Annotated in this window: 19 protein-coding genes and 1 tRNA gene; 16 read left to right on the forward strand and 4 right to left on the reverse strand. The window is 43.6% G+C overall.

The window, feature by feature from the left end:
* The first annotated feature begins 73 nt into the window (after nucleotides 1–73).
* The 3 genes from hemC to K2P83_RS09435 all read left to right on the forward strand — a co-directional run bounded on the left by hemC (nucleotide 74) and on the right by K2P83_RS09435 (nucleotide 3,125).
* Nucleotides 74–1,030 carry a hydroxymethylbilane synthase gene (hemC, locus tag K2P83_RS09425; protein ID WP_292928579.1) on the forward strand — a complete coding sequence of 319 codons (957 nt, stop codon included), beginning with the start codon at nucleotides 74–76 and terminating at the stop codon, nucleotides 1,028–1,030.
* Entirely contained in the window at nucleotides 1,030–1,830 is an 801-nt protein-coding gene (locus tag K2P83_RS09430) for a uroporphyrinogen-III synthase (protein WP_363279505.1), read from the forward strand. Before hemC ends, K2P83_RS09430 begins: the two co-directional genes overlap by 1 nt.
* 119 nt (nucleotides 1,831–1,949) lie before the next feature.
* Entirely contained in the window at nucleotides 1,950–3,125 is a 1,176-nt protein-coding gene (locus K2P83_RS09435) for a heme biosynthesis HemY N-terminal domain-containing protein (RefSeq protein ID WP_292928583.1), read from the forward strand.
* Nucleotides 3,126–3,130: 5 nt separating this feature from the next.
* Here K2P83_RS09435 and K2P83_RS09440 read toward each other — a convergent pair whose 3' ends face one another.
* Nucleotides 3,131–4,186, reverse strand: coding sequence for a CDP-6-deoxy-delta-3,4-glucoseen reductase (locus K2P83_RS09440; protein ID WP_292928585.1), 1,056 nt, complete (start codon nucleotides 4,184–4,186; stop codon nucleotides 3,131–3,133).
* A gap of 48 nt (nucleotides 4,187–4,234) precedes the next feature.
* Here K2P83_RS09440 and K2P83_RS09445 point away from each other — a divergent pair, with 48 nt between their 5' ends.
* The 5 genes from K2P83_RS09445 to zapD all read left to right on the forward strand — a co-directional run bounded on the left by K2P83_RS09445 (nucleotide 4,235) and on the right by zapD (nucleotide 8,917).
* The gene (locus K2P83_RS09445; RefSeq protein ID WP_292928587.1) at nucleotides 4,235–5,131 is read left to right on the forward strand and encodes an SDR family oxidoreductase; all 897 of its coding nucleotides are present in this window, start codon (nucleotides 4,235–4,237) and stop codon (nucleotides 5,129–5,131) included.
* A 184-nt stretch (nucleotides 5,132–5,315) separates the two neighbouring features.
* A complete protein-coding gene (locus K2P83_RS09450) occupies nucleotides 5,316–6,539 on the forward strand; it encodes a type II secretion system F family protein (RefSeq protein ID WP_292928589.1) in 1,224 nt (407 codons plus the stop codon).
* A 37-nt stretch (nucleotides 6,540–6,576) separates the two neighbouring features.
* Entirely contained in the window at nucleotides 6,577–7,437 is an 861-nt protein-coding gene (locus tag K2P83_RS09455; RefSeq protein ID WP_292928591.1) for an A24 family peptidase, read from the forward strand.
* Nucleotides 7,438–7,440: 3 nt separating this feature from the next.
* On the forward strand, nucleotides 7,441–8,061 hold the full coding sequence (coaE, locus tag K2P83_RS09460; RefSeq protein ID WP_292928592.1) for a dephospho-CoA kinase: 621 nt from the start codon (nucleotides 7,441–7,443) through the stop codon (nucleotides 8,059–8,061).
* A gap of 100 nt (nucleotides 8,062–8,161) precedes the next feature.
* A complete protein-coding gene (zapD, locus tag K2P83_RS09465; protein WP_292928593.1) occupies nucleotides 8,162–8,917 on the forward strand; it encodes a cell division protein ZapD in 756 nt (251 codons plus the stop codon).
* Nucleotides 8,918–8,960: 43 nt separating this feature from the next.
* Here the strand turns inward: zapD and cphA (K2P83_RS09470) are convergent, their stop codons facing one another.
* Both cphA (K2P83_RS09470) and cphA (K2P83_RS09475) read right to left on the reverse strand, forming a co-directional pair.
* The gene (gene cphA / locus K2P83_RS09470; protein WP_292928594.1) at nucleotides 8,961–11,534 is read right to left on the reverse strand and encodes a cyanophycin synthetase; all 2,574 of its coding nucleotides are present in this window, start codon (nucleotides 11,532–11,534) and stop codon (nucleotides 8,961–8,963) included.
* The gene (gene cphA, locus K2P83_RS09475) at nucleotides 11,531–13,861 is read right to left on the reverse strand and encodes a cyanophycin synthetase (RefSeq protein WP_292928596.1); all 2,331 of its coding nucleotides are present in this window, start codon (nucleotides 13,859–13,861) and stop codon (nucleotides 11,531–11,533) included. The genes cphA (K2P83_RS09470) and cphA (K2P83_RS09475) overlap by 4 nt, the downstream gene beginning before the upstream one ends.
* A 404-nt stretch (nucleotides 13,862–14,265) precedes the next feature.
* Here cphA (K2P83_RS09475) and K2P83_RS09480 point away from each other — a divergent pair, with 404 nt between their 5' ends.
* The 8 genes from K2P83_RS09480 to K2P83_RS09515 all read left to right on the forward strand — a co-directional run bounded on the left by K2P83_RS09480 (nucleotide 14,266) and on the right by K2P83_RS09515 (nucleotide 20,225).
* Entirely contained in the window at nucleotides 14,266–15,549 is a 1,284-nt protein-coding gene (locus K2P83_RS09480; protein WP_292928610.1) for an HlyC/CorC family transporter, read from the forward strand.
* Nucleotides 15,550–15,689: 140 nt separating this feature from the next.
* Nucleotides 15,690–15,766: transfer RNA gene (locus K2P83_RS09485), tRNA-Arg, on the forward strand.
* A 180-nt stretch (nucleotides 15,767–15,946) separates the two neighbouring features.
* Nucleotides 15,947–16,546, forward strand: coding sequence for a riboflavin synthase (locus K2P83_RS09490; protein WP_292928612.1), 600 nt, complete (start codon nucleotides 15,947–15,949; stop codon nucleotides 16,544–16,546).
* 22 nt (nucleotides 16,547–16,568) lie between these two features.
* Nucleotides 16,569–17,669, forward strand: a complete 1,101-nt coding sequence (gene ribBA / locus K2P83_RS09495) for a bifunctional 3,4-dihydroxy-2-butanone-4-phosphate synthase/GTP cyclohydrolase II (RefSeq protein ID WP_292928598.1) — start codon at nucleotides 16,569–16,571, stop codon at nucleotides 17,667–17,669.
* Nucleotides 17,670–17,732: 63 nt separating this feature from the next.
* Nucleotides 17,733–18,215 carry a 6,7-dimethyl-8-ribityllumazine synthase gene (ribH, locus tag K2P83_RS09500; RefSeq protein WP_292928600.1) on the forward strand — a complete coding sequence of 161 codons (483 nt, stop codon included), beginning with the start codon at nucleotides 17,733–17,735 and terminating at the stop codon, nucleotides 18,213–18,215.
* Nucleotides 18,212–18,712 carry a transcription antitermination factor NusB gene (gene nusB, locus K2P83_RS09505; protein ID WP_292928602.1) on the forward strand — a complete coding sequence of 167 codons (501 nt, stop codon included), beginning with the start codon at nucleotides 18,212–18,214 and terminating at the stop codon, nucleotides 18,710–18,712. The genes ribH and nusB overlap by 4 nt, the downstream gene beginning before the upstream one ends.
* Nucleotides 18,713–18,724: 12 nt before the next feature.
* Nucleotides 18,725–19,696, forward strand: coding sequence for a thiamine-phosphate kinase (gene thiL, locus K2P83_RS09510; protein WP_292928604.1), 972 nt, complete (start codon nucleotides 18,725–18,727; stop codon nucleotides 19,694–19,696).
* Nucleotides 19,677–20,225, forward strand: a complete 549-nt coding sequence (locus tag K2P83_RS09515; protein WP_292928606.1) for a phosphatidylglycerophosphatase A — start codon at nucleotides 19,677–19,679, stop codon at nucleotides 20,223–20,225. The genes thiL and K2P83_RS09515 overlap by 20 nt, the downstream gene beginning before the upstream one ends.
* A gap of 1,190 nt (nucleotides 20,226–21,415) precedes the next feature.
* Here K2P83_RS09515 and K2P83_RS09520 read toward each other — a convergent pair.
* Nucleotides 21,416–22,994, reverse strand: a 1,579-nt coding sequence (locus K2P83_RS09520; RefSeq protein WP_292928608.1) for a Calx-beta domain-containing protein, incomplete at its 5' end; no start/stop codon positions are given.

Below are 22,994 nucleotides of genomic sequence, written 5' to 3' on the forward strand. Positions count from 1 at the left end.
CCAAGTCAGTGTCAGCCATGCTAAAATGACTATTATTAAGAATTTTTTGTAATTTTTTCATTTTATACTATTAATGCCCAATTCACTTTTATCCCCCCAGAAAATCGTCATTGCATCACGAGAAAGCCTACTTGCAATGTGGCAAGCGAAGTTTATTCAAAAATGTTTAGGCGAATTATACCCGCAAACTGAAATCAGCATACTCGGCATGACAACGCTTGGCGATCAGATATTGGACCAGTCATTATCAAAAATAGGCGGGAAAGGTCTGTTCATCAAGGAGCTGGAGCAGGCTTTGGAAGATGGGCGCGCTGATATCGCGGTGCATTCGATGAAAGATATGCCCATGAACGTGCCCGAGGGATTCAAGCTTGCTGCCATCACTGAACGGGAAGATCCTCGCGATGCCTTTGTTTCCAATCAATATGCTAATCTGGATGCGTTGCCAGAAGGCAGTATTGTTGGCACATCAAGCCTGCGGCGAGAAAGTCAACTGCGCGCACAATTTCCTCATCTTCAAGTACTACCGTTGCGTGGTAATGTGCAAACCCGGTTACGTAAACTCGATGAAGGGCAGTATGCTGCAATCATCCTCGCTGCAGCTGGCTTAAAACGGCTTGGATTATCCGCTCGCATCACAGCACTGCTGAATCCTGAACAAAGCTTACCTGCGGTAGGACAAGGTGCTTTGGGTATCGAATGCCGGGCTGACCGCACAGATTTGGTTGAGATGATGCAACCTTTGCATCATCAAGCAACAGCTTTTTGTGTGGAAGCAGAACGGGCATTAAGTCGCGTGCTGGGAGGTAGTTGTCAGGTACCATTGGGGGCGTTTGCAGAAATTATTAATGGCACACTCGAGTTACGTGGCTTCGTTGCACAACCTGATGGTAAACGCATCATCAGTGGCGCATTAAATGGCAAGCCAGAAACTGGCATCACTATGGGACAGCAGCTGGCAAAAAAACTAGTCAATGAAGGTGCTGATGAAATATTAGCAGCCTTGGTCCCAGCAGATGGTTGGAAATAGTGTTGCCTAAAAACAAACAATTAGACGGCATAAATATTCTGGTTACTCGCCCAATACAGCAATCTGTTTTGCTTGCAGAAGGTATTCGCGCTATTGGCGGGAATCCAATTCTACTTCCGGTGCTGGAAATAATTGATGTAAAAGATTTAAATCCTTTGAAAAATTTGATTGACCGCTTAGATGAATTCGATTGGGCAATATTCGTCAGTCCCAATGCTGTCAACAAAGCCATGCAATTAATCAGCAAGCAACGTATATTGCCTTTCCAATTAAGATTTGCCGCCGTCGGGAAAGGCAGTGCAGATGCTTTAAAGCATTATGGCATCAACAAAGTACTCGTTCCAGTTGAGCATTTTGATAGCGAAGCATTACTGCAACAGGAGCAATTGCAAAACATGGCTGGCAAACGAGTTGTTATTTTTCGTGGTAACGGCGGTAGGGAATTGCTGGGAGACACGCTCATGCAGCGTGGCGCATTCCTCGAATACGCAGAATGCTATCAACGCAGGAGACCAGATGTTGATACGACATCATTAATAACTGCTTGGTCGCAAGGCGAGATACACGCCGTGATTATCACGAGCAGCGAAGGATTGCATAATTTATTTGACATAATAGGCAAGCTTGGCCAACAATTACTGAAATCGACCCCCGTTTTTACAGTTCATGAACGTATTGCCCGGACAGCGAAAGAATTGGGGCTGGGGAAAATCGTAAAAGCGACATCTGCTGGAGATGAGGGTTTGCTGGAAAGTCTGCGAGCGTACTTTCAGGTAACCGGGAAACAGTACAATTTATAAGAGAAAACACTCGGTAAGGCTAAAGCGTTTATAACATCACTTGTGCTTATCATGGCGGGTGTTTATATAATTTGTGGTTCACATTAACAATGATCGCTCTACTGCAATGAGGAGAAAATATGAAACTGATACTCTGGCTATTGGCACTATTTGCTGCTGCTGTAGCTGTTACACTTGCCGCAAAAGATATGACGGGGCGTGCTCTGTTGGAGATGCCACCCTATCAAATAGAGCTATCAATTGATCACTTCATAATTGGAGTAATCGCAGCATTTTTTGTTTTTTACATTCTAGTCCGGATTATTCTGGGAATATTAGGGTTTAGTCGTCGGCATCGCCATAAAAAAACAGACGAGATGTTACTTTCTGGGCTAAAAGCCTACCTTGAAGGCGATTTTGTCAAAGCACAAAGGAATACAGCCATTGCATTAAAGTTAGCTGACTCATCGACGGCTCAAGCAATTTGCGCTGTCATTGCAGCTCGCTCAGCAGATAAGCTTAATGAAATTACAGCGCGAGATCAGTATCTGAACACGGCACTCCATAAAGCACCTGATGAGAAATCTTTATGCCTTGCCACTAAAACTGAATTTCTACTCAATGATGGGCATTACGAAGAGGCGCTCAAAACATTGCGGTCACTGTATTCGGATGGAGGCTTACAATCGACTATCGTTTTGCAACTGGAGCTGGAAGCGCAAAAACAAGCTGGAAATTGGGATGCGGTCATTGAGTTAACTGAAATACTAGCAAAACGTCAGTCAGCCAATAAAGCACTGGTAAAAGAATTAAAGCATGACGCACAAATAGAAAATATTAGAAGCAAAGCTTCGGATTTGTCGTCACTAAATCAGTACTGGCAGCACATATCACCCATGGAAAAAATGGATAGCAAACTTTCAGTTGCTGCCGCACGCGCCTATATCTCACAAGGAAGCTGCACGATTGCAAATCGGATCATCGAACAGAATGTTCCCATTACATGGGATAACGAATTAATTGAACTTTATGGAGAATGTCTGGATTATCATGTTAACAGGCAGATTGAGTGTGCTGAAGTTTGGCTGAAGTCACAGCCTAATAACGCACAATTGCTATTGACACTCGGTAAACTTTGTACGCATTGTGAACTTTGGGGTAAAGCGCAAAATTATTTAGAAGCCAGCTTATCTGTTGAGCCTGGGCATAAAGCACATTTTGCTTTAGCGCAACTGAATGAGAAATTAGGCAAACATGAATTAGCTATGAATCATTATAATAAAGGGCTTGAATTAACACTCAAACAACTCAATTAAAACGACTAAGATTCTTGTACAACTTGGGAATTGCTGGTTGAAGGTGTAAATACATCGGAGAAAAAAGCATCTTTTGGTAAATAGCGAAGATTGGTAAAGTCTTGATAAGAAGCTTTTACCATAGCCGGAACGCCACAGGCATATACCTGATGTTTTTCCAAACTGTGAAAGTCATGCATGACTGCCTCATGTACCAAACCGACCCTTCCTTCCCAGTTGTCGGTTGGTAAGGGTTCAGACAGCACAGGAACAAAAGTGAAATTCTTGTGCTGTTGTTGCCACTTATCTGTTAAATCTGCTAAATACAAATCAGCTTTTTTACGCGCACCCCAGTAGAGTGTCATTTTTATTTTATTGTTTCGACCGTTCTCTTGATGAAAAATATGTTCAAGAATACTCTTGATTGGTGCAAATCCTGTACCGCTCGCCAGAAAGATAACGGAAGTATTCTCGGGTATATCGCGTAAAAAGAATGATCCTAAAGGCCCTGTGAAGCGAAGCATATCTTTGGCTTTCATGTGCGTAAAAACATGTTCAGTAAATGCGCCTCCAGGATAGTTACGTGCATGTAATTGTAAAAATTCATCATCATGCGGCGCATTTGCCAAAGAAAAACTCCGTCGCTTTCCATCTTTGAGCAAAATATCGATATATTGCCCTGCTAAAAACTGCAGCCGCTGATTAGTAGGAAGTTTTAGAGAAATAATCATCACATCAGGAGCGACAAGCTCAAGATTATGCACACGGCACGGTAATGTTTTAATTTCAATATTCTTAGTGGCGCCGATTTCATGACACTCAATAACCAGATCGGTCAGTGGAGAAGCGCAACAAAACAATGCGTTGCCGGCCCGTTTTTCTTCTTCAGTCAGTGTTTCTTCACTATGGTGGCCATAATCTACTTTGCCTTGTATGATTTTTCCTTTACAAATCCCACAGGAACCATTGCGGCAGCCATAAGGCAGCGAGAAACCCTCGCGGAGGGCGGATTCAAGAATAGTTTCTCCAGATTCTACTTTTAGAGCATGCTCGCTAGGTTTAATAATGATTTGATACGACATTGAGTGGCAGACAAATAAAAAATATAATAATCAGAACAAATAGCTAATATGAAAAAAACACTGTTAATTGTTGGTTGTGGTGATATTGCCTTACGGGTGGCGCCACTTTTACAAACAAATTACCGAATGCTCGGTTTATATCGTAATTTAGATAGCGCTGCCTATTTACGGTTACATGGCATTATCCCAATTTACGGAAATCTTGATCTTCCGAGAAGTCTCGAGAAACTCGCTGGGATTGCACAATTAGTTCTACACTTGGCTCCCCCAGCCAATCAAGGATTATACGATCGCAGAACCGCGCATCTACTGTCCGCATTAACCAAGCGAACAGAACGGCAAGCGGGGATTTTACCACAACGATTCATCTATATCAGTACCAGCGGGGTTTATGGTGATTGCCAGGGGGCATTAATAGACGAGACACATCCAACTCATCCGGAAAATGGTCGAGCAATACGACGTATCGATGCTGAGAGACAAATACGTAATTGGGGAAAGCGTAATCATATTCCTGTTTCCATTTTGCGGGTACCGGGTATTTATGCAGAAAACAGATTGCCACTAAAACGGTTGCGAGAAGGTAATCCGGCATTGTTGGACACTGAAGATGGTTATACCAATCATATACATGCGGATGATCTCGCTCGAATAATTTGTGCTGCCTTGCAACATGCAAAACCAAATAGAATCTATCATACCTGCGATGACTCGCATCTGAAAATGGGAGAATATTTTGATTTGGTTGCGGATCATTTTGGATTGCCGCGTCCCCCTCGCATTACCCGCGATCAAGCTGAAGAACAGATATCACCCACAATGCTATCTTTCATGAAAGAATCCAGGCGGCTTAATAACCTAAGAATGAAAAAAGAATTGCATGTCAACTTGTTGTACCCAACAATTTATGATGGGATTAAAGCTGTTCATACAAAGAGCCAATGAAATCTAAGATAGAACACAATGCTGCGAATAAGCGCTAAGTAATACACGAAACTATGCCGTTAGCACCGCACAAGATAAAAATAATCTTTTGAGATTTGTTGTCAACGACGGTAACAGAATTTGAGTCTTTGCAATGTTCTCTAGTATTTTTTCACGGATACTCTAAGTTTTTGAGGAGCTAATTATGGCAACTGTGACAGCGCACACAGAGAATAAACTAAAAGAAATTAATTACTCGTGGGAAGGTAAGGACAGGGCTGGTAAACAGATAAAGGGCGAAATGCGCGCTGCTGGAACAGTTATTGTTACTTCTACATTACGTCGCCAGGGTATCAAAGTCACAAAAATAAAGAAAACTCAATCGGGTGGAAAAATTACTGACAAAGATATCACACTATTTACACGTCAGCTGGCTACTATGATGAAATCCGGTGTACCGCTGTTACAAGCCTTCGATATAGTGGGCAGAGGGCACAGCAACCGAGCTTTGAGTAAATTACTTTTGGATGTTAAAGCCGACGTAGAAACCGGTAGTAATTTGACAGATGCATTTCGCAAATACCCGCTTTACTTCGATGAACTATATTGTAATCTTGTGGGGGCAGGAGAAGCTGCCGGTATTCTAGATCATATTCTGGATCGTTTGGCAACCTACAAAGAGAAGATTCAAGCCATCAAGGGGAAAATTAAATCTGCACTTTTTTACCCTATTTCGATTATTGTGGTTGCTTTTGTCATTACTGCGGTAATTATGATTTTTGTAATCCCTGCTTTTAAAGATCTATTTGAAGGATTCGGTGCTGAATTGCCTGCTCCAACGCTTCTTGTAATGACCATTTCAAATTTCTTCGTTGCGTATTGGTGGGCTATTCTAGGTATTCTGGGCGGTGGAATTTATGCTTTTTTATATACTTGGAAGCGCTCGGTCTCAATGCAACATGTTATGGATCGTTTTGCGCTTAAGTTACCTATCTTTGGAGAAGTAATCCGTAAAGCTACGATTGCACGCTGGTCACGTACACTTTCAACTATGTTTGCCGCAGGTGTTCCCCTGGTAGAATCATTGGATTCGGTCGCCGGTGCGGCAGGGAATCATATTTATTTCGAAGCCACCAAGAACATACAAACTGAAGTCAGTACAGGCAATAGCTTAACCTCTTCTATGGCCGGCACCAATGTATTTCCGAACATGGTGATTCAAATGGTCGCCATTGGTGAAGAGGCTGGTTCGCTTGATTCCATGTTAAGTAAAATTGCTGACTTCTACGAAGCAGAAGTAGATGATGCGGTTGCCGCACTGTCAAGTTTGATGGAGCCGATCATCATGGTTGTATTGGGAACACTAATTGGCGGTATGGTCGTTGCGATGTATTTGCCTATCTTTAAAATGGGTATGGTTGTTAATTAAACGCGGTTCCCGGAATCCAATTCATTACATAATAACCATGCCATTACTATCCATGCTGCAAGATACGTCAGTTTTTTTTATTTCATTTGTTGCGATAATCGGGTTAATGATCGGCAGCTTTCTGAACGTCGTGATATACCGTCTGCCTGAAATGATGAAAAGAAATTGGCTGCAGCAGTGTGCGGAGCTGCATGGTGAAGCGGGCAAAGTGTTGCCTACATATAACCTGATTACCCCTCGTTCAGCATGTACTCATTGCGGACATAAAATAACCGTATGGGAAAATATTCCGATTGTTAGCTATCTTATTTTACTAGGTCGTTGTTCTCAGTGCCATGCAAATATTTCACTACGTTATCCTATTGTAGAAGCAGTAACGGCGCTTATGAGCGGTTTTGTTGCCTGGTATTATGGCTACGGTTTGATAACTATTGCGGTATTGATTTTTGTGTGGGCGCTCATTGCCCTTGCAGTCATTGATTTGAATACGCAACTACTGCCGGATGATATAACCATGCCATTATTATGGATGGGCTTACTGATCAATATGAACAGCGGTTTTACTGATATTCAATCTGCAATTATTGGCGCTGTAGCAGGCTATCTTTCTTTGTGGTCAATTTACTGGTGCTTTAAACTTTCCACAGGTAAAGAAGGTATGGGTTATGGTGATTTTAAATTGTTATCTGCTATTGGCGCGTGGTTAGGATGGAATATGCTTCCATTGGTCATGCTTTCCTCATCGCTGGTGGGTGCAACTGTTGGTATTGGATTAGTGTTAACTGCTAGACTAAAAAAGAGCACTCCCATTCCATTCGGTCCTTATCTGGTTGGTGGGGCATTTATTGCTCTATTTTGGGGAGAAGAACTGAATTATGCTTATCATGGTTTCTTCTGATTTATGGCCTTTGTCGTTGGATTGACTGGAGGGATTGGTTGTGGAAAATCGAGCGCCAGTCAATCCTTCTCAGATTTGGGTATTGACGTCATTGATACCGATGTAATTGCTAGAAAATTAACTCAGCCGCATGGGTTAGCTATCAAGCTGATTCGAAATACATTCCAAGATGCTTTGATTACGGCGGATGGTGCTTTGGATAGGGAAAAGATGCGCAGCCTAATTTACTCTGATAGCGACTCACGACTCAAGCTCGAAAATATTTTGCATCCGCTCATTCTGAAAGAAACGGTTCAGCAAATTGCACAAACCCAGTCTTCCTACATCATTGTCGTTGTTCCCTTGCTATTTGAAACGGATGATTACAACAATATTATTCAGCGTATTCTAGTCGTTGATTGTGAGGAGCGGCAGCAAGTTTTACGTACCATGGCACGAAGCAATTTTTCTGAACAACAGGTAATAGCAATTATGACAGCGCAGGTCTTGCGAAAAGAGCGTTTACAAAAAGCTGATGATGTTATCATCAACGATAAGGATATTGATTCCTTGAAAGCGCAGGTAATTAAGCTGCATCATAAATATCTTATTCTTTCAGAGAATAAACTGGATACTGAGATTTAACGGCTAAGAAATTATTTGGGAAATTTAATTTCTTTATGAAATAATCTTATCTAGAGCAAGATTTAATATCTCTAATCTTTCTTGTGGATGCATAGCTATTGTGATTTGTTACGAACACCCGCTTAATGAACGTATCCGTACCCTTCTGCGACTTGAAGATTTATTTAATAGAATTGATTTCTTTTCAACTAAAGATACTGCTACTGAGCATCATGGTTCGCTTATCGCACTATTTGAAGTTCTTGAAATTACCAGTCGCGCAGACATTAAATCAGATTTATTACAAGAGCTTGAGCGACAAAAACAGATACTTGAGATGTTGCGCAGGAATCCGGATGTTTCTGAGGCGGCACTCGATAATGTACTCAATGATATTAAAACTACTTTCCGGGAAATGCTGGATTTTCCCGGAAAGGTTGGGGAGCATTTACGAGAGAACGAATGGCTAATGACGATCAAGCAGCGAATTGGGATTCCGGGTGGTTGTTGTGTGTTTGATTTGCCATCTTATCATTATTGGTTGAATTTGGACCCGGTCCATCGGCACAGAGACTTTGACGAATGGTTAACACCATTTCAACCCATACGCAATGCATTTGGGATTGTGCTTTACCTATTAAGAAAAAGTGGGAAAACTTTGCAAGTTGTCGCAAATCGAGGCATTTTCCAGCAGACAGGCTCGGAATATTCCGCACATATGCTGAGACTGAACTTAAGTGACCAATTGCAATGTGTACCTGAAATCAGCGCAAATAAATATGCTCTGAATATTCGCTTTATCCCCACGCAATCAGGTCAAAGAAACAAAGTTTACGAAGGAGATGTTACATTTGAACTCACCTTCTGTAATCTCTAGTCGATTGCCAAGTCATTCAGAAAATGACTTAGCAATCGGCCTATCAGCCTAATGCGATACGATTATTAATTTGTCCAAGCGATTGCTCAACCTGATCGACCAAAATAAGACATAATTCACCATCCTGCAAATTGGATAGCGCCGCATCAATTGCAAGTGCTTCCCCAAAAATTTCACTTATTTTTTGAGTACGACTGGCACTACCCAAACCTTCTCGTAACAATGTCAGCACTTCTCCATCCGCTCGACCACGCTGACACTGATCTTGATAAAGCACTACTTCATCAAATGCGTCACCAAGAATCCTTGTTTGCTGGCGAATATCTTCATCACGTCGATCCCCAGCGGCACTAATAACTACTGATCGTCGCTTTGATGGAATATTATCAATGGCGCTTACAAGTGCCTGTATCGCATCCGGATTGTGGCCATAATCGGCGATCAAGGTAGCATTGCGGTAATTGAAAAGATTAAAGCGACCCGGTGCGGTCTGTACATTACTTACAAAACCAGCTACGCCAGCATGAATCACCGCCCAATCCAATCCAAGTGCCCAACCGGCTCCAACAGCAGCCATCACATTTTCTATTTGAAAGTTGATACTGCCATTCTTTGTCAGTGGAATTTCGTTCAATGGTATCCGGTATTCATCTCTTTCACCCATAGCGACAATATAACCATCTTTTACATAGATGACACGTTTATGCTGCGCATGGTGCATTGCTAGCACCGGATGGTAGTTATCACGTGCAAAGAAAATAACTGAGCCGGGACAATGATCAGCCATGCTGGCGACGAGTGGATCAGCTGCATTGAGCACAGCGAAACCGGTACCCGGTGTTACATTCTGCACAACAATGCGTTTAACCGTAGCCAGCTCTTCCGCCGTGTTAACATAAGCCATACCAAGATGATCACCCATACCAATATTAGTCACAACAGCAACGTGGCAGCGATCAAATCCTAAGCCTTCGCGCAATAATCCACCGCGCGCAGTTTCTAAGACAGCTGCATCGACATCTGGGTGAAAAAGAATGTTTCTCGCACTTTGGGGGCCACTACAATCTCCGGTATCGATACACTGCTCATCGACGTATACACCATCTGTACACGTAAGACCCACACGTTTGTTATCTTTTTCTAAGATATTGGCAATCAGGCGCGTTGTCGTTGTTTTGCCGTTGGTTCCTGTTACTGAGATCACCGGAATGCGTGCATTTTGCCCATGAGGAAACATGTAATCGATGATTGCTTCCCCCACTGCACGCCCTTTACCAAAAGAAGGTTGCAAGTGCATACGCAAACCCGGTGCTGCATTAATTTCGATAACTCCGCCGCCTTGTTCTTCCAATGAATTCGTAACATTGTCGCAGACAACATCGACACCACAAATATCCAAACCGACTACTTTTGCAGCAGCAACCACACGCGCCGCCAACTCAGGATGAACATCATCGGTCACATCAGTTGCTGTACCGCCTGTCGATAAATTGGCATTGTTACGTAACACAATTCGCATTCCTTTGACCGGAATCGATTCAGCGGTTAATCCCTGTGCTGCCAGATGAGCTATGGAAATCTCATCCAGATGAATTTTAGTTAATGAAGTGACGTGCCCTTCTCCACGCATTGGATCGCGATTAATTTGCGCTACCAATTCATAAATGCTAAGCACGCCATCGCCAATCACTTGTGGCGGATCACGGCGCGCAGCGGCAACCAGCTTGTTACCAACAACCAACATGCGATAATCATGCCCGGGAATATAACGTTCCACTAGAACATTATCACTGATTTCAGCTGCGATCATATAGGCCATTTTTACTTGCTCTGCGCTAACAAGATTAACGGTCACACCTTTGCCTTGATTGCTATCTTTGGGTTTTATTACTACCGGGACACCAATTTCGCAAGCTGCTACCCAGGCATCTTCTACACTCGCTACCTCTCGACCGAGAGGGACAGGTATACCTGCTGCATGCAACAAAGTTTTGGTCAATTCTTTGTCCTGCACAATTGCTTCTGCAACAGCACTGGTCCTATCGCTTTCAGAAGCTTGAATACGACGTTGCTTGCTACCCCAACCAAATTGCACCAAACTGCCTTCCGTTAAGCGGCGGAACGGAATGCCGCGCGCAACGGCAGCTTGAACAATAGCGCCCGTACTAGGCCCTAAGCGTATATCTTCATTGAGCTTACGTAAGCGGTGTATAGCATCGGTTAAATCAAAATCAGTATCATGTGTGGCGGCTATACACAAAGCTTGTGCCAGCTCAAAAGCAAGTTTGCCAACTTTTTCTTCCGTGTAACCGACTATGACGCGATAGGTATCGGCATCTGGTGTTAGAGTAGTATGGCTAAAGGTTATCGGGCAACCTGCTTGAACTTGTAAACCGAGTGTGGCAAATTCAAGTACATGCGCTATCGTAACAGTTTCATGATGACCCGCAGGTTGAAGTGAAGCAATTTCAGGGAAACGCTCACGTAATCGTGCTTCAAAGCCAGGGATTGCATTAATCTTATTTTCGGACCCACTGCAAATGATAGTAGCTTCAATAGCGGTGTGCTGACTCCATAAATTTGGTCCACGCAATGCTCGAATACGCAAAACTTTCATAACTTGATTCCTTGAGTTTGTAATCCGATTGGAAGATTCTGGTTTTCTGGCCTATATTTTTCCTGACTGAAACCAAAAGTTTCAATTCCGATACGTATAAGATCAGGTTCAATACCTAATGCCCAAGCAGTTCCGATAGCTGCCAATACATTTTCTATTTCATGCGTGCTATGCGCGCCAGTTGCTGCGGGTATTTCCATCAATCTGACCAGCGGTAATTCATTAGCACCGGTAACAAGCATGACTGTGTTATTGCGTACTATCACAGCGCGTTTACCTTGCTTATGGCCCGTTCCGGTGACGCGATGTTGAGTAATTACTGGCAAGTCCGGGTTAATGCTGAAGAAAATTACCTCACCATGACACAGTTCGGATATCTCAACCAACATTTCATCCTTAGCATTGAGCACTGCAACACCGATGGGTAGCTTTACACCTTCTTCCACATCATCGATAGCCGCGGCTGTTGGCGTTACTACATCAACTTGTGTGCGTAGTACAGTAAAAACTTGTTTCAGCGTTTCGATTCCATGGCGGCCAAAATGACTGGCTGGATCAACATTGGTGATGACGCCAACCTGACAGCTATCGTATACCAGCCCCTCATTGAGTATGGATTCAAAGCCATTCTCAAACACGGCAGCTTCGACAGTCGGGTTCATCAGTGTACGGTTAGCTGCTGCCCAATTGGCACTGTTGTTTTTATCAATTTGCCTGTAATCCTGATAAAGGCCATTGCTGCATGCCAGACCAGTTTGTTTACCTGAAAGAATAAGCAATCTGGCAATAAGATAAGCAACTGTTGTCTTACCATAACTACCCGTAATTCCCACGATAGGAATTCGACCGTTATCTTGATCGGGAAACAAATGATCAACTATTGCTTTCCCAACAGGGCGAGGTGTACCTACTGCCGGTTTAATATGCATCAACAGGCTTGGCCCGGCATTTACCTCAACAATTGCACCGTTTTGATCGCTCAATGGGCGCGAAATATCGCTAGTCACTAGATCAATGCCGGCAATATCCAGACCGATGATACGCGCAGCGAGTGATGCGATGGATGCAGTACTTGGGTGAACTTGATCTGTTACATCAAATGCGTGATTACCATTCCGCTGAATCAGAACTTTGATGCCACTTGGTACAATTGAACCACTGTGATAGCCTTGGTGAGCAATCTCCATTTGTGCTGCATTATCCAGACGGATTAGATTAAGCGGATGATCTTCCGTTGATCCACGGCGAGAATCGGAATTGATTTGAGATTCGATTAGTTCAGCTATAGTTGAAGCGCCATCTCCGATTACTGAGACCGAGTCGCCTTGCGTAGCAGCTATGAGTCGTCCGCCAACGATTAACAATCGATGTTCAATCCCAGCAATATAGCGCTCAACTAATACTTCCGTGCCCTCTTTCAAGGCCATGTGATAAGCCGATTCAATTTCTTCGCGGCGGCTTAATTCAATAAAAACGCCGCGCCCATGGTTTCCATCGCAAGGTTTTACGACTACCGGCATGCCAATTTCATTCGCCGCTTCCCAGGCAGCTTCAGCACTTCCAACAATGCGTCCTTCTGGGACAGGGACGCCACAAGATTGTAATAATGCTTTTGTCAAATCCTTGTCACGAGAAATGCTTTCAGCAATAGCTGGTGTGCGATCTGTCTCAGCGGTCCAGATGTGACGGGAACGAGCGCCATATCCCAGTTGCACAAGATTTCCTTTAGTAAGGAGCCGGGTAGCTGGAATATTACGTGCGACAGCTGCATCTACAATACAAGCTGTAGAAGGCCCAAGCCAGAGTGAATCAACCAAGCCCCGAAGCTGTCTGATAGCCCCTTCGACATCATACGATGGGTTGTGAGATTGCTGGAAGTTCATAGCGGCCAGTACCAATTCACGCGCAGAGTACAGAGCAGTTTTTGTAATTTCTGCATGCCAGGCACTTAATGCAACTTTATATACACCGCGTACCGAGGTTTCTCGAGCTCTGCCAAAACCGCCACGCATTCCAGCTAGATTTTGCAGTTCCAGAGTTACATGTTCAAGAATATGACATGGCCACGTACCTTCTTTTACTCGGCGTAAGAAGCCGCCACGTTCTTCATAACTGCAACGATGGTCGATCAGTGACGGAAGCCATTCTGACAACCGTTCATAAAAGCCTGGAATCGTATCAGAAGGAAAATCTTCAAGTTCGCCGATATCAACCGTTGCTTCGAGGGTAGGGTAATAAGTCCAAATATTTGGGCCATTCAAATGCTTGATTTCAAGAAATTTGATATCTTTAGCACTATTGCAATTTAGATTCGAGCAGTCAGACATAGAATTTGAATCAGAAAGAAGAGATGTTATTAACGCTGCTCAAATTAATAGGTTTACAAGAACCCAAACAATTTTCAAATACCTTGTTCAATTTGTTTTGATAACCCTGATTCGTTAACGCCTCGTTTTTTGTTACTGGAGTTGGGTAGGAGTGCTGATGAACTGCCTTGGGTTTTTATAATCGGAATTCAAATGCTGCTGCAAATTTAACCAACCGGAACTCGGTTGGTTCGGTAGTGATTAAATTAATGCTATAAATGTGTGCAACAATTGTTTGGTTAAACAATTTTTTTTATTGACAAACATTTGTTTGAATCCAAAATAGACATCTACATGGTTTAGGGTTTTTATTATTTATCGGTTTTAACAATTTTCATTACATATAAAGGTGTTATTTGGAAGACGTGCCGCTGCACATCATGCTGACTGCATTGGTTTTTTTATTGATCCTGTCTGGTTTTTTTTCCTTGTCTGAAACCAGCATGATGGCGATCAATCGTTATCGTTTACGGCACCTCGCCAAGCAAGGGCATCGTGGTGCCCGGTTGACGGTAAAATTGCTTGAGAATACGGATCGATTACTGGGTGTTATTTTACTGGGAAATAATTTACTTAACACGGCTTCTGCAACATTGGTGGCTGTCATTATTGCTACTTTCTTTGCCCATGATGACTTTGCATTACTCATTGGAACGATTGCCGTTACTTTTGCTATTCTGATATTTAGTGAAATTACGCCAAAAGTCATCGCAGCGGCGTATCCGGAGCGGATTGCTCTTGCGGCTAGTTATGTGTTAACGCCATTGCTGGCTATTTGCTATCCAATTGTATGGTTCGTTAATTTATTTGTCAGCGGATTGCTGATTTTGTTCCGATTGAAGCCCAAGAAGGGCGAGCTTGAACAGAAAATAAGTACGGAAGAACTTAAAACACTGGTGTTAGAAGGCGGGCATTTCATACAACATAAGCACCAAAGCATGCTGCTGAACTTGTTTGATCTTGAAACCATTACAGTTGACGATGTGATCGTGCCACGTAGTCAAATCGAAGCGATTGATTTGAATGCGGATGATGATGTTATCCATACGCAATTGTTGACTTGTCATCATACCCGTTTGCCGATATACCGCGAACGCATGGATAACATTGTCGGTATTGTTCATGTGCGCAAAGTACTGAACCAAATGCAGGGAGGAAAAATAACGGCCGCCACTCTCGAGAAAGTCATGCGTGCTCCTTATTTTATTCCTTCTGGAACATCATTATTTTCACAATTACAATTATTCCAGGAGAACCAGAAACGAGTCGGTTTAGTAGTCGATGAATACGGTGAGTGGATGGGATTGGTTACACTGGAAGATATTATAGAGGAGATTATTGGAGAATTTACGACACAAGCACCGACCCAAACCAGCACTTTTCTGAAGCAGGAAGATGGCGGTATTATAGTAGAGGGAAGTACCTTGTTGCGTGAATTAAATCGCAAACTTAGTTTTCAGTTTCCACTGGATGGTCCAAAAACTTTGAATGGCTTGATATTGGAATATTTTGAAGATATTCCCGAAGCAGGGACCGGACTAAATATTGCCGGTTATCCGATGGAAATCATTCAAACAAAAAACCGGGTTGTGAAAACTGTTAAAATTTTTCCTGTTTCAACAGAAACAGAAGCGAAGAATCTCGAATAGTTTTAAGATTTTTTAGAGACGAGCTGTGGGCACTGTTAAGTTTGCAAAATGATTGCATTAAGGATTATCCAAGTTGGACTAGAGTTATAAAAGCAGTTATCCTGTCGGCCGGTAAATGGTATAACAGTTTGTTCACCAAAGCGCCCATAGCTCAGCTGGATAGAGTACCGCCCTCCGAAGGCGGGGGTCGCACGTTCGAATCGTGTTGGGCGCGCCAATCATCATCGTTTTCTCAATGCATCGCCTGGATCCTCGCAACGTTACTTTCATTACTTGAAGCACTACAAGGTATACTTACAAAAATACGAAATTTGTAGCTTGCATGTCACATTGCTATCAATTCGTTGATGCATATCCTATCATTCGTGTCATACCTGAACTTATAGAACATATTGGGATGTTTACCGGAATCATACAAGCAGTGGGTGAAATAAAGCAGATTCGTTCTATCCAGGGATATAGCGATAACGGGTTGTCTCTAGAGATTACCGCTGAGGAAATGGATCTGAGCGATGTCATGACAGGTGACAGTATTGCTGTAAATGGTGTTTGCCTAACGGTCAGAACGTTAACCGGCAATCTGTTCACGGTAGATGTTTCGCAGGAAACGCTCAGCTGCACACAGGGTCTGGATCAGGTAGGCATACACGTTAATTTGGAGAAGGCCATGCGTTTGTCTGACCGATTGGGTGGACATTTGGTCAGTGGTCATGTGGATGCGACTGGAACAGTGGTTAGATTTGAGCCTATTGGGGAGAGTTTTAAATTGATCATTCAAGCGCCGCAATCAATATTTCGATATCTTGCCCATAAAGGATCTATTACCGTCAATGGGGTGAGCCTGACAGTGAATCAGATTGAGGATAATGAATTTTCTGTTAACCTTATTCCACATACCTTGGCAATGACGAATTTAAAAGAACTTTCCCCCGGAATGGCAGTAAACCTGGAAACAGATATGCTGGCGCGATATGTGGCAAGACTACTCAATATTTAAGGTTAATCAGGGTTAAACAGACATGAGAATCAGTGCTATCCAAGACATTATTGACGATCTTAGATTGGGTAAAATGGTCATTCTTATTGACGAAGAGGATCGCGAGAATGAAGGGGATCTGGTTCTGGCTGCCGATTTTGTGACGCCGGAGGCTATCAATTTTATGGCTACCCACGGCCGTGGATTGATTTGTTTAACGCTGACTGAGGAAAGGTGCCACCAATTAGATTTGCCTTTGATGGTGTCAGCCAACCGTGCTCCCTTGGGTACCAATTTTACGCTTTCCATAGAAGCAGCCAGCGGTGTAACCACAGGTATTTCTGCCGCTGACCGAGCACGTACCATTCAAGTCGCCGTTCAAGCGGATGCCAAACCACAAGATATTGTGCAACCAGGGCATATTTTTCCGCTAATGGCCCAGAAAGGCGGTGTCCTGGTTCGCGCGGGGCATACTGAAGCCGGTTGTGATTTAGCCAGAATGGCCGGTTTGACAGCAGCCTCGGTGATTTGTGAGATATTGAAAGAAGACGGTAGCATGGCGAGATTACCCGATCTCATAGAATTTGCACATCAACATCAACTCAAAATTGGCGCGATAGCCGATTTGATTCAATATCGCAGCCAGACTGAAAGCTTGGTAACGCGTGTTGCTGAGCGCGCAATTCAAACGCTGCATGGAGAATTTCTGCTGACAGCGTATCGTGATGAAATAGCCGATACAACACACTTGGCTTTGGTAAAAGGTAACATAAACCCAACAACGGAAACCTTGGTGCGCGTGCATGAACCGCTGTCGGTCATAGATCTGCTAGATATTGATGACAATACACATTCCTGGAGCATTCATGATGCCATGAAATTAATTGCTGAAGCGGGGCAAGGTGTTATCGTTCTACTGCATCGTAAAGAAAATCCAACTAAATTGATCGAGCGCGTTCAATTGAAGGAATCGTGCTACCCCGGCTCAATCAAGACGGACCTTCGTGATCACGGTATTGGCGCGCAAATACTGAAAGATCTAAACGTAGGAAAAATGCGATTGATGTCAGCACCAAGAAAAATGCCCAGTGTGACAGGATTCGGTTTGGAAGTAACCAGTTACGTGGATACGCCCAAGCTATAAAATTTAAATCTTAAGTGATCAAGAATTGATCACGATTAATCAATAGACTTACAGGAGTCAGATATGCCGTACTATGACGATATTCTTGAATTTGAACCGAATCTGGATGGAACAGATCTACGTATCGGCATTGTCATGAGCCGTTTTAACATAGATGTGGGTGAAGGTTTACTCAGTGCTTGTACGGCAGAGCTTAAGAAAAATGGTGTGCAAGATTCGAACATACTGCTCGTAACCGTGCCAGGTGCGTTAGAAATTCCGCTGGCATTAAAAAGAATGGCTTTGTCCGATCAGTTTGATGCGTTGATTGCGTTAGGTGCAGTAATCCGGGGAGATACTTATCATTTTGAAGTCGTTTCTAACGAATCTGCACGCGGCCTAATCATGGTGCAGATTGAAACAGAAATTCCTGTCGCCAATGGGATATTGACTACGGATAATGATGATCAAGCGATTGCCAGGATGAGCCAAAAAGGAATGGAATCCGCGCAGGTTGCTCTAGAAATGGCTAATTTGCATATAAAAATTGATGAAATCGATTTATGAGTAGCACGTTGACCGAAGCAAATTCCAACACAAGCCCGAAGACGGATAAACATAAAAGCCGCCGCCGGATTGCGCGCGAGTTTGTTTTGCAGGGTGTTTATCAGTGGCGGGTTGCTGGCGGTGCAGCGAATTTTATTGAGCAACAATTACGAGAATCCGAAGAATTCAAGCATGTTGATGAGAAACACTTCACGAACTTGCTGCAAGGTGTGCTCAAGGATGTTGAGGGATTGGAAAAATGTATCCAGCCCTGTTTGGATCGTCCTTTAAATGAATTAAGTCCGGTGGAATTTGCGATTTTATTATTGAGCACTTTTGAATTAATGCATCATCTGGAGATTCCTTATCGCGCAATTATCAATGAAGCGATAGAGTTAGCCAGAACTTATGGTGGCAGTGATGGGTATAAATATGTGAATGGCGTGTTGGATAAATTGGCCATTCAATTGCGTGCTGTTGAGATTGCAGCACCCAGGGTAGCAAAAAATCAAGTTTAGTATTAATACAGCGTGTGTTCAGAGTTCGATATTATTCGCCGCTATTTCAAACGGACTGCAACTCAAGCAGTACTGGGAATTGGTGATGATGCTGCACTGATTAAAGCTACTGACAATAAAGAATTAGCTATCTCAACGGATACTCTGGTGTGTAGTAAACATTTCTTTGCGGACGCTAATCCTTACAAACTCGGATACAAATCCTTAGCAGTTAATCTCTCGGATATGGCTGCAATGGGAGCAAAGCCTCGGTGGGTATTACTGGCTTTAACGTTGCCGGATAATTTGGTGCAACATAATAAAGCATGGTTAAGTGAATTTAGTGCGGGTTTTTTTGCACTGGCCGACTCGCATCAGGTGGAGTTAATCGGTGGAGATACAACTTCCGGACCATTGAATATCGGTGTGCAAATCATAGGGGAAGTTGAAGTAGGCAAAGCATTGCGCCGTAGCGGTGCCAAATTGGATGATGATATTTGGATATCCGGCCGATTAGGCGATGCTGCCTTGGCACTTAATCATGAATTACAGCAAATAACTCTCGAACCCAATGAGATTGCGGAATGTTTGCCTGCGTTACTGACACCGGCTGCAAGGGTTGAGCTAGGACAACGTTTGATCAGTTTGGCGCATAGCGCTATTGATATATCCGATGGGTTAATCGCCGATTTGGGACATATCCTGACCGCTTCTGAAAAAGCAGCCTACATTAATATGACTGATATTCCCTGTTCACCGGTATTAAAAAAATACTTGCAGCAATCTCTGGTAATGCGCTGTTTATTGGCCGGCGGAGATGATTATGAATTATGCTTTACAGCTCCGAAAATAAATCGCGAGAAAATTGAAAATCTTTCTGCTGAATTGGTTATTCCTCTTACCCGCATTGGTGAGATTTTTTCAGGCGAGGGTTTGATTGTGAAAGATGCCAAGGGAAGTGTAATCACATTGGAGACCAAAGGATATGATCACTTCAGTGCCTAAAGCTTATGACTTGTCGAGTGACCAGTCTACCCAATTTCAACCGGATTTTGCTTTAATATACAGTCATCCCGCCTATTTCATCGCTTTTTCAGGCGGTGTCGGATTAAGCCCCATCGCTCCGGGCACGATGGGAACACTAGTTGCATTTCCATTATTTTGGCTACTTAATTACTATCTCAGCCCAATTTATCTTTTATTATTGATAGACATCATGTTTATTGTAGGCATCTGGGCATGCGGTCTTAGCGGCAAGGCTTTAGGTGATCCGGATCATGGCGGCATGGTGTGGGATGAAACCGTAGCATTTCTTTTGGTTCTGTTTTTTACGCCAGCTGGTTGGGCATGGCAGTTAGCCGCATTTATTCTATTTCGCCTGTTTGATATTGTTAAACCTCAGCCTATCCGATACTACGATCGCAATCTGGAAGGCGGTTTTGGCGTTATGTTTGATGATATGGTGGCTGCATTCTTTACATTACTGTGTCTCGCTGGCTGGAAAGCTTGGGTGTTATCTGAAGGCTATTTCTAGTAAAAATTTCTTCAAGAATTTGAATCGAGCCAGGTACTCGAATACATTCGGACAAAGCTTACCGTTGTCAGAATAACCGCAACGCCTTGGAAGAACGTAGCATTAAGAATGGCATTCAGAATCAGGTAGTGGAGAACAGGTCATTGTCACAGCGGCGATCGCTACGCAAGTAGCCTAATTTCCCAAATCCGGTATGTTGTGAAGCGAACCTTTGGTAACCAAGCACGCTGGTTTGGAGCCCAGGTGCCACGTTACCGGGGCAAAGCCAAAGCACATGCCTGCCATATTTTACAAGCCATGGCATACACAACCTGAAAAGGTTGCTAAAATTGTAGGTCGACCTGCAGAGCAGGCACAGTCATAGGGATAATCCGTCCATCTAACCCGATAATGATCGGCTTAGCAGGCTGTTGAAAAACGTTTTCGAGGTAGCCGATGCAAGGCAAAAACAGGCGAAAAAACGCAGTTTATGCTTAATAAATGAGCATTTTGAGTCTGTTTTTAACACCGCAACGGCAACGCAGATAGTTTTTCAACGGCCTGTTAAGGCAATTATCTATGGAATTTTTGTGAAAAACACAAAAAAATACTTTATTACTCACGAAAAAACTGAATTAAAGGTGCCTCAATAGAGGCATGTATTTTGCGAATGTCTCGAATAGTATGGAGAAAGGGTGCTTGTCATAGATGCCCAGGGAGTTGCCGCTTCAATTTCAGTCCCCACCGTGTTAGTTTCTTCTTGACCGAACATTTCAGTTCATAAAAGCTTGATTGCAAGCTGCTTATCCTACATTATCAACATGATGCATTCTGGGAGCCTGTCGGACTTAAGGTCAATCTACCGCGCCAATGGGATAGCGGTTCATATTTCCTGAATTTTTCATTGCATAGTCTCACCATACGCCTAAAAATTGAAAAAATCCGCACTCGCTCTCCCACTCAGCTCGCTACGATTGCTTATGTCCGACAGGCTCCTAGAAAACTTCATCAACTCAAACCAATGGGTTCAAATAAATCAGCGTTTCCCTAAAAAGCTGTCGTTGAGTGTACTCAATTCCGCGCTTAATTTTTGTAGCGAATAGGTTTTGTCAAATTTTACCCAACCGGGCGAGTTTTTCAACAGCCTGTTTAGCAGATGCAGCAATTACCCCGTATCCCCGTAACAATTCTCCGAGGATACGGTTATGAAGTTAAATAATTACAAAATCCGCTGCTGTTAGGACAGGTATTCCTGTCAATGTTGCAAAAACTACATGAGCGTTCGCACCATTACCGTCGATATCATAATAGAGGTTTCCACTTGCATTATCGTAGATCAGGAAATCATTACTATCCAATGCAATTGCGCCTGGGCCAGAAACGAAGGTATCAACTGAAATGGCACCGGTTGCCGTGAATAGGGTAAAAATACCATTTTCCAATCGGATGGTATCATCAACAACGCTAAAATCCGCAACACTATCGACATTGGTGACCGCATTCAGAGCGGAACTAAACACAAAGAAATCAACACCAGCACCACCAGTAATATTATCGGAACCCGTAGCCCCATTCAGGATGTCATTACCGGAACCGCCATCAATCGTGTTATTTTTGCTATTTCCAGTAATCGTATTAGCAAGGTTATTACCGACTCCTGCAGTTGCCGTACCTGCCAGTTGCAGTCCTTCAACGTTGGAACTCAACGTATGCGTTGCTAAGTAACTGATCACCTGATCGTTACCGCCACCGGCTCCTTCGGTATAAGTATCGCCAGCATTTTCAACAATGTAGATATCGTTTCCACCGCTTCCGGTCATACTGTCATTGCCTTCACCGCCGTTAAAAGTGTCATTACCCGCCGCGCCTGTCATGGCATCAGAAAACTGAGTGCCTTGTAAAATATCGTTTCCAGGAGTGCCTGCTAGCGCAATAGGCGCCCCTGGCGCTGCGCTTTCATTATCTATGATGGTTGCCGTCGCCGACGCTGTACCGATGGTGGCATTAACGGCACCGCTTAAGTTGAGAGTAAAGTTTTCGAGCGAGGCTTCCGCGCTGGCATCATCTATCAAAGTAACCCGGATTGTTTTGGATACTTCACCGGGAATAAAAGCCAGCGTTCCAGTAGTGTGGATATAATCCGAATTAAAGATAGCAGTGCCCGCAGAAGTACTGTAGTTTATGCTGGCGCCAGCACTACTAGGCGCTGCCAGGGTCACCAAAAAGTCAATGTATCCTTTATCTTCGGATGCTACGACATTAGCCAAATGCAGTACCGGAGAAGCAACGGCAGCATTATCGTTACCAGCGATAATGGCATGCGCACGCGCATCTCCTAAAGTAGCCCCGACAGGATTGGTTAATACCACATCAAACAGCTCCGTCCCTTCAATCCGAGTATCGTTCAGTAATCCAAATATTACTGTTTTTGCAGTTTCACCTGGAGCAAATGCAATCTTTCCAATTTGCAAATTGCGGAAATCACTGTTATTGCCCGCTGTGACATTTTGTCCGGCCACATCAAACGTAACACCGCTGGTACTGGGTTTGTTAAGAATCACTGTGACTGTAGCAGTTTGGTCAACCTCGTCTACAATGGCATCCGTAATAGATGCCACCGGTGTACCGGAGGGTGCGTCGTTATCGATGATAGTGGCAAGTGCGGAGCCATCTACAATGGTGGCATTGGCGCTGGGCGAGGACAAAACAAGCTGGAAACTCTCAGCAGCTTCAGCAGTTGTGCCGCCAAGCAAACTGACACGCACGGTTTTAACCATCTCGCCAGGAGCA

The sequence above is a fragment of the Nitrosomonas sp. genome, assembly GCF_019752415.1.
Classification (GTDB): Bacteria; Pseudomonadota; Gammaproteobacteria; order Burkholderiales; family Nitrosomonadaceae; genus Nitrosomonas.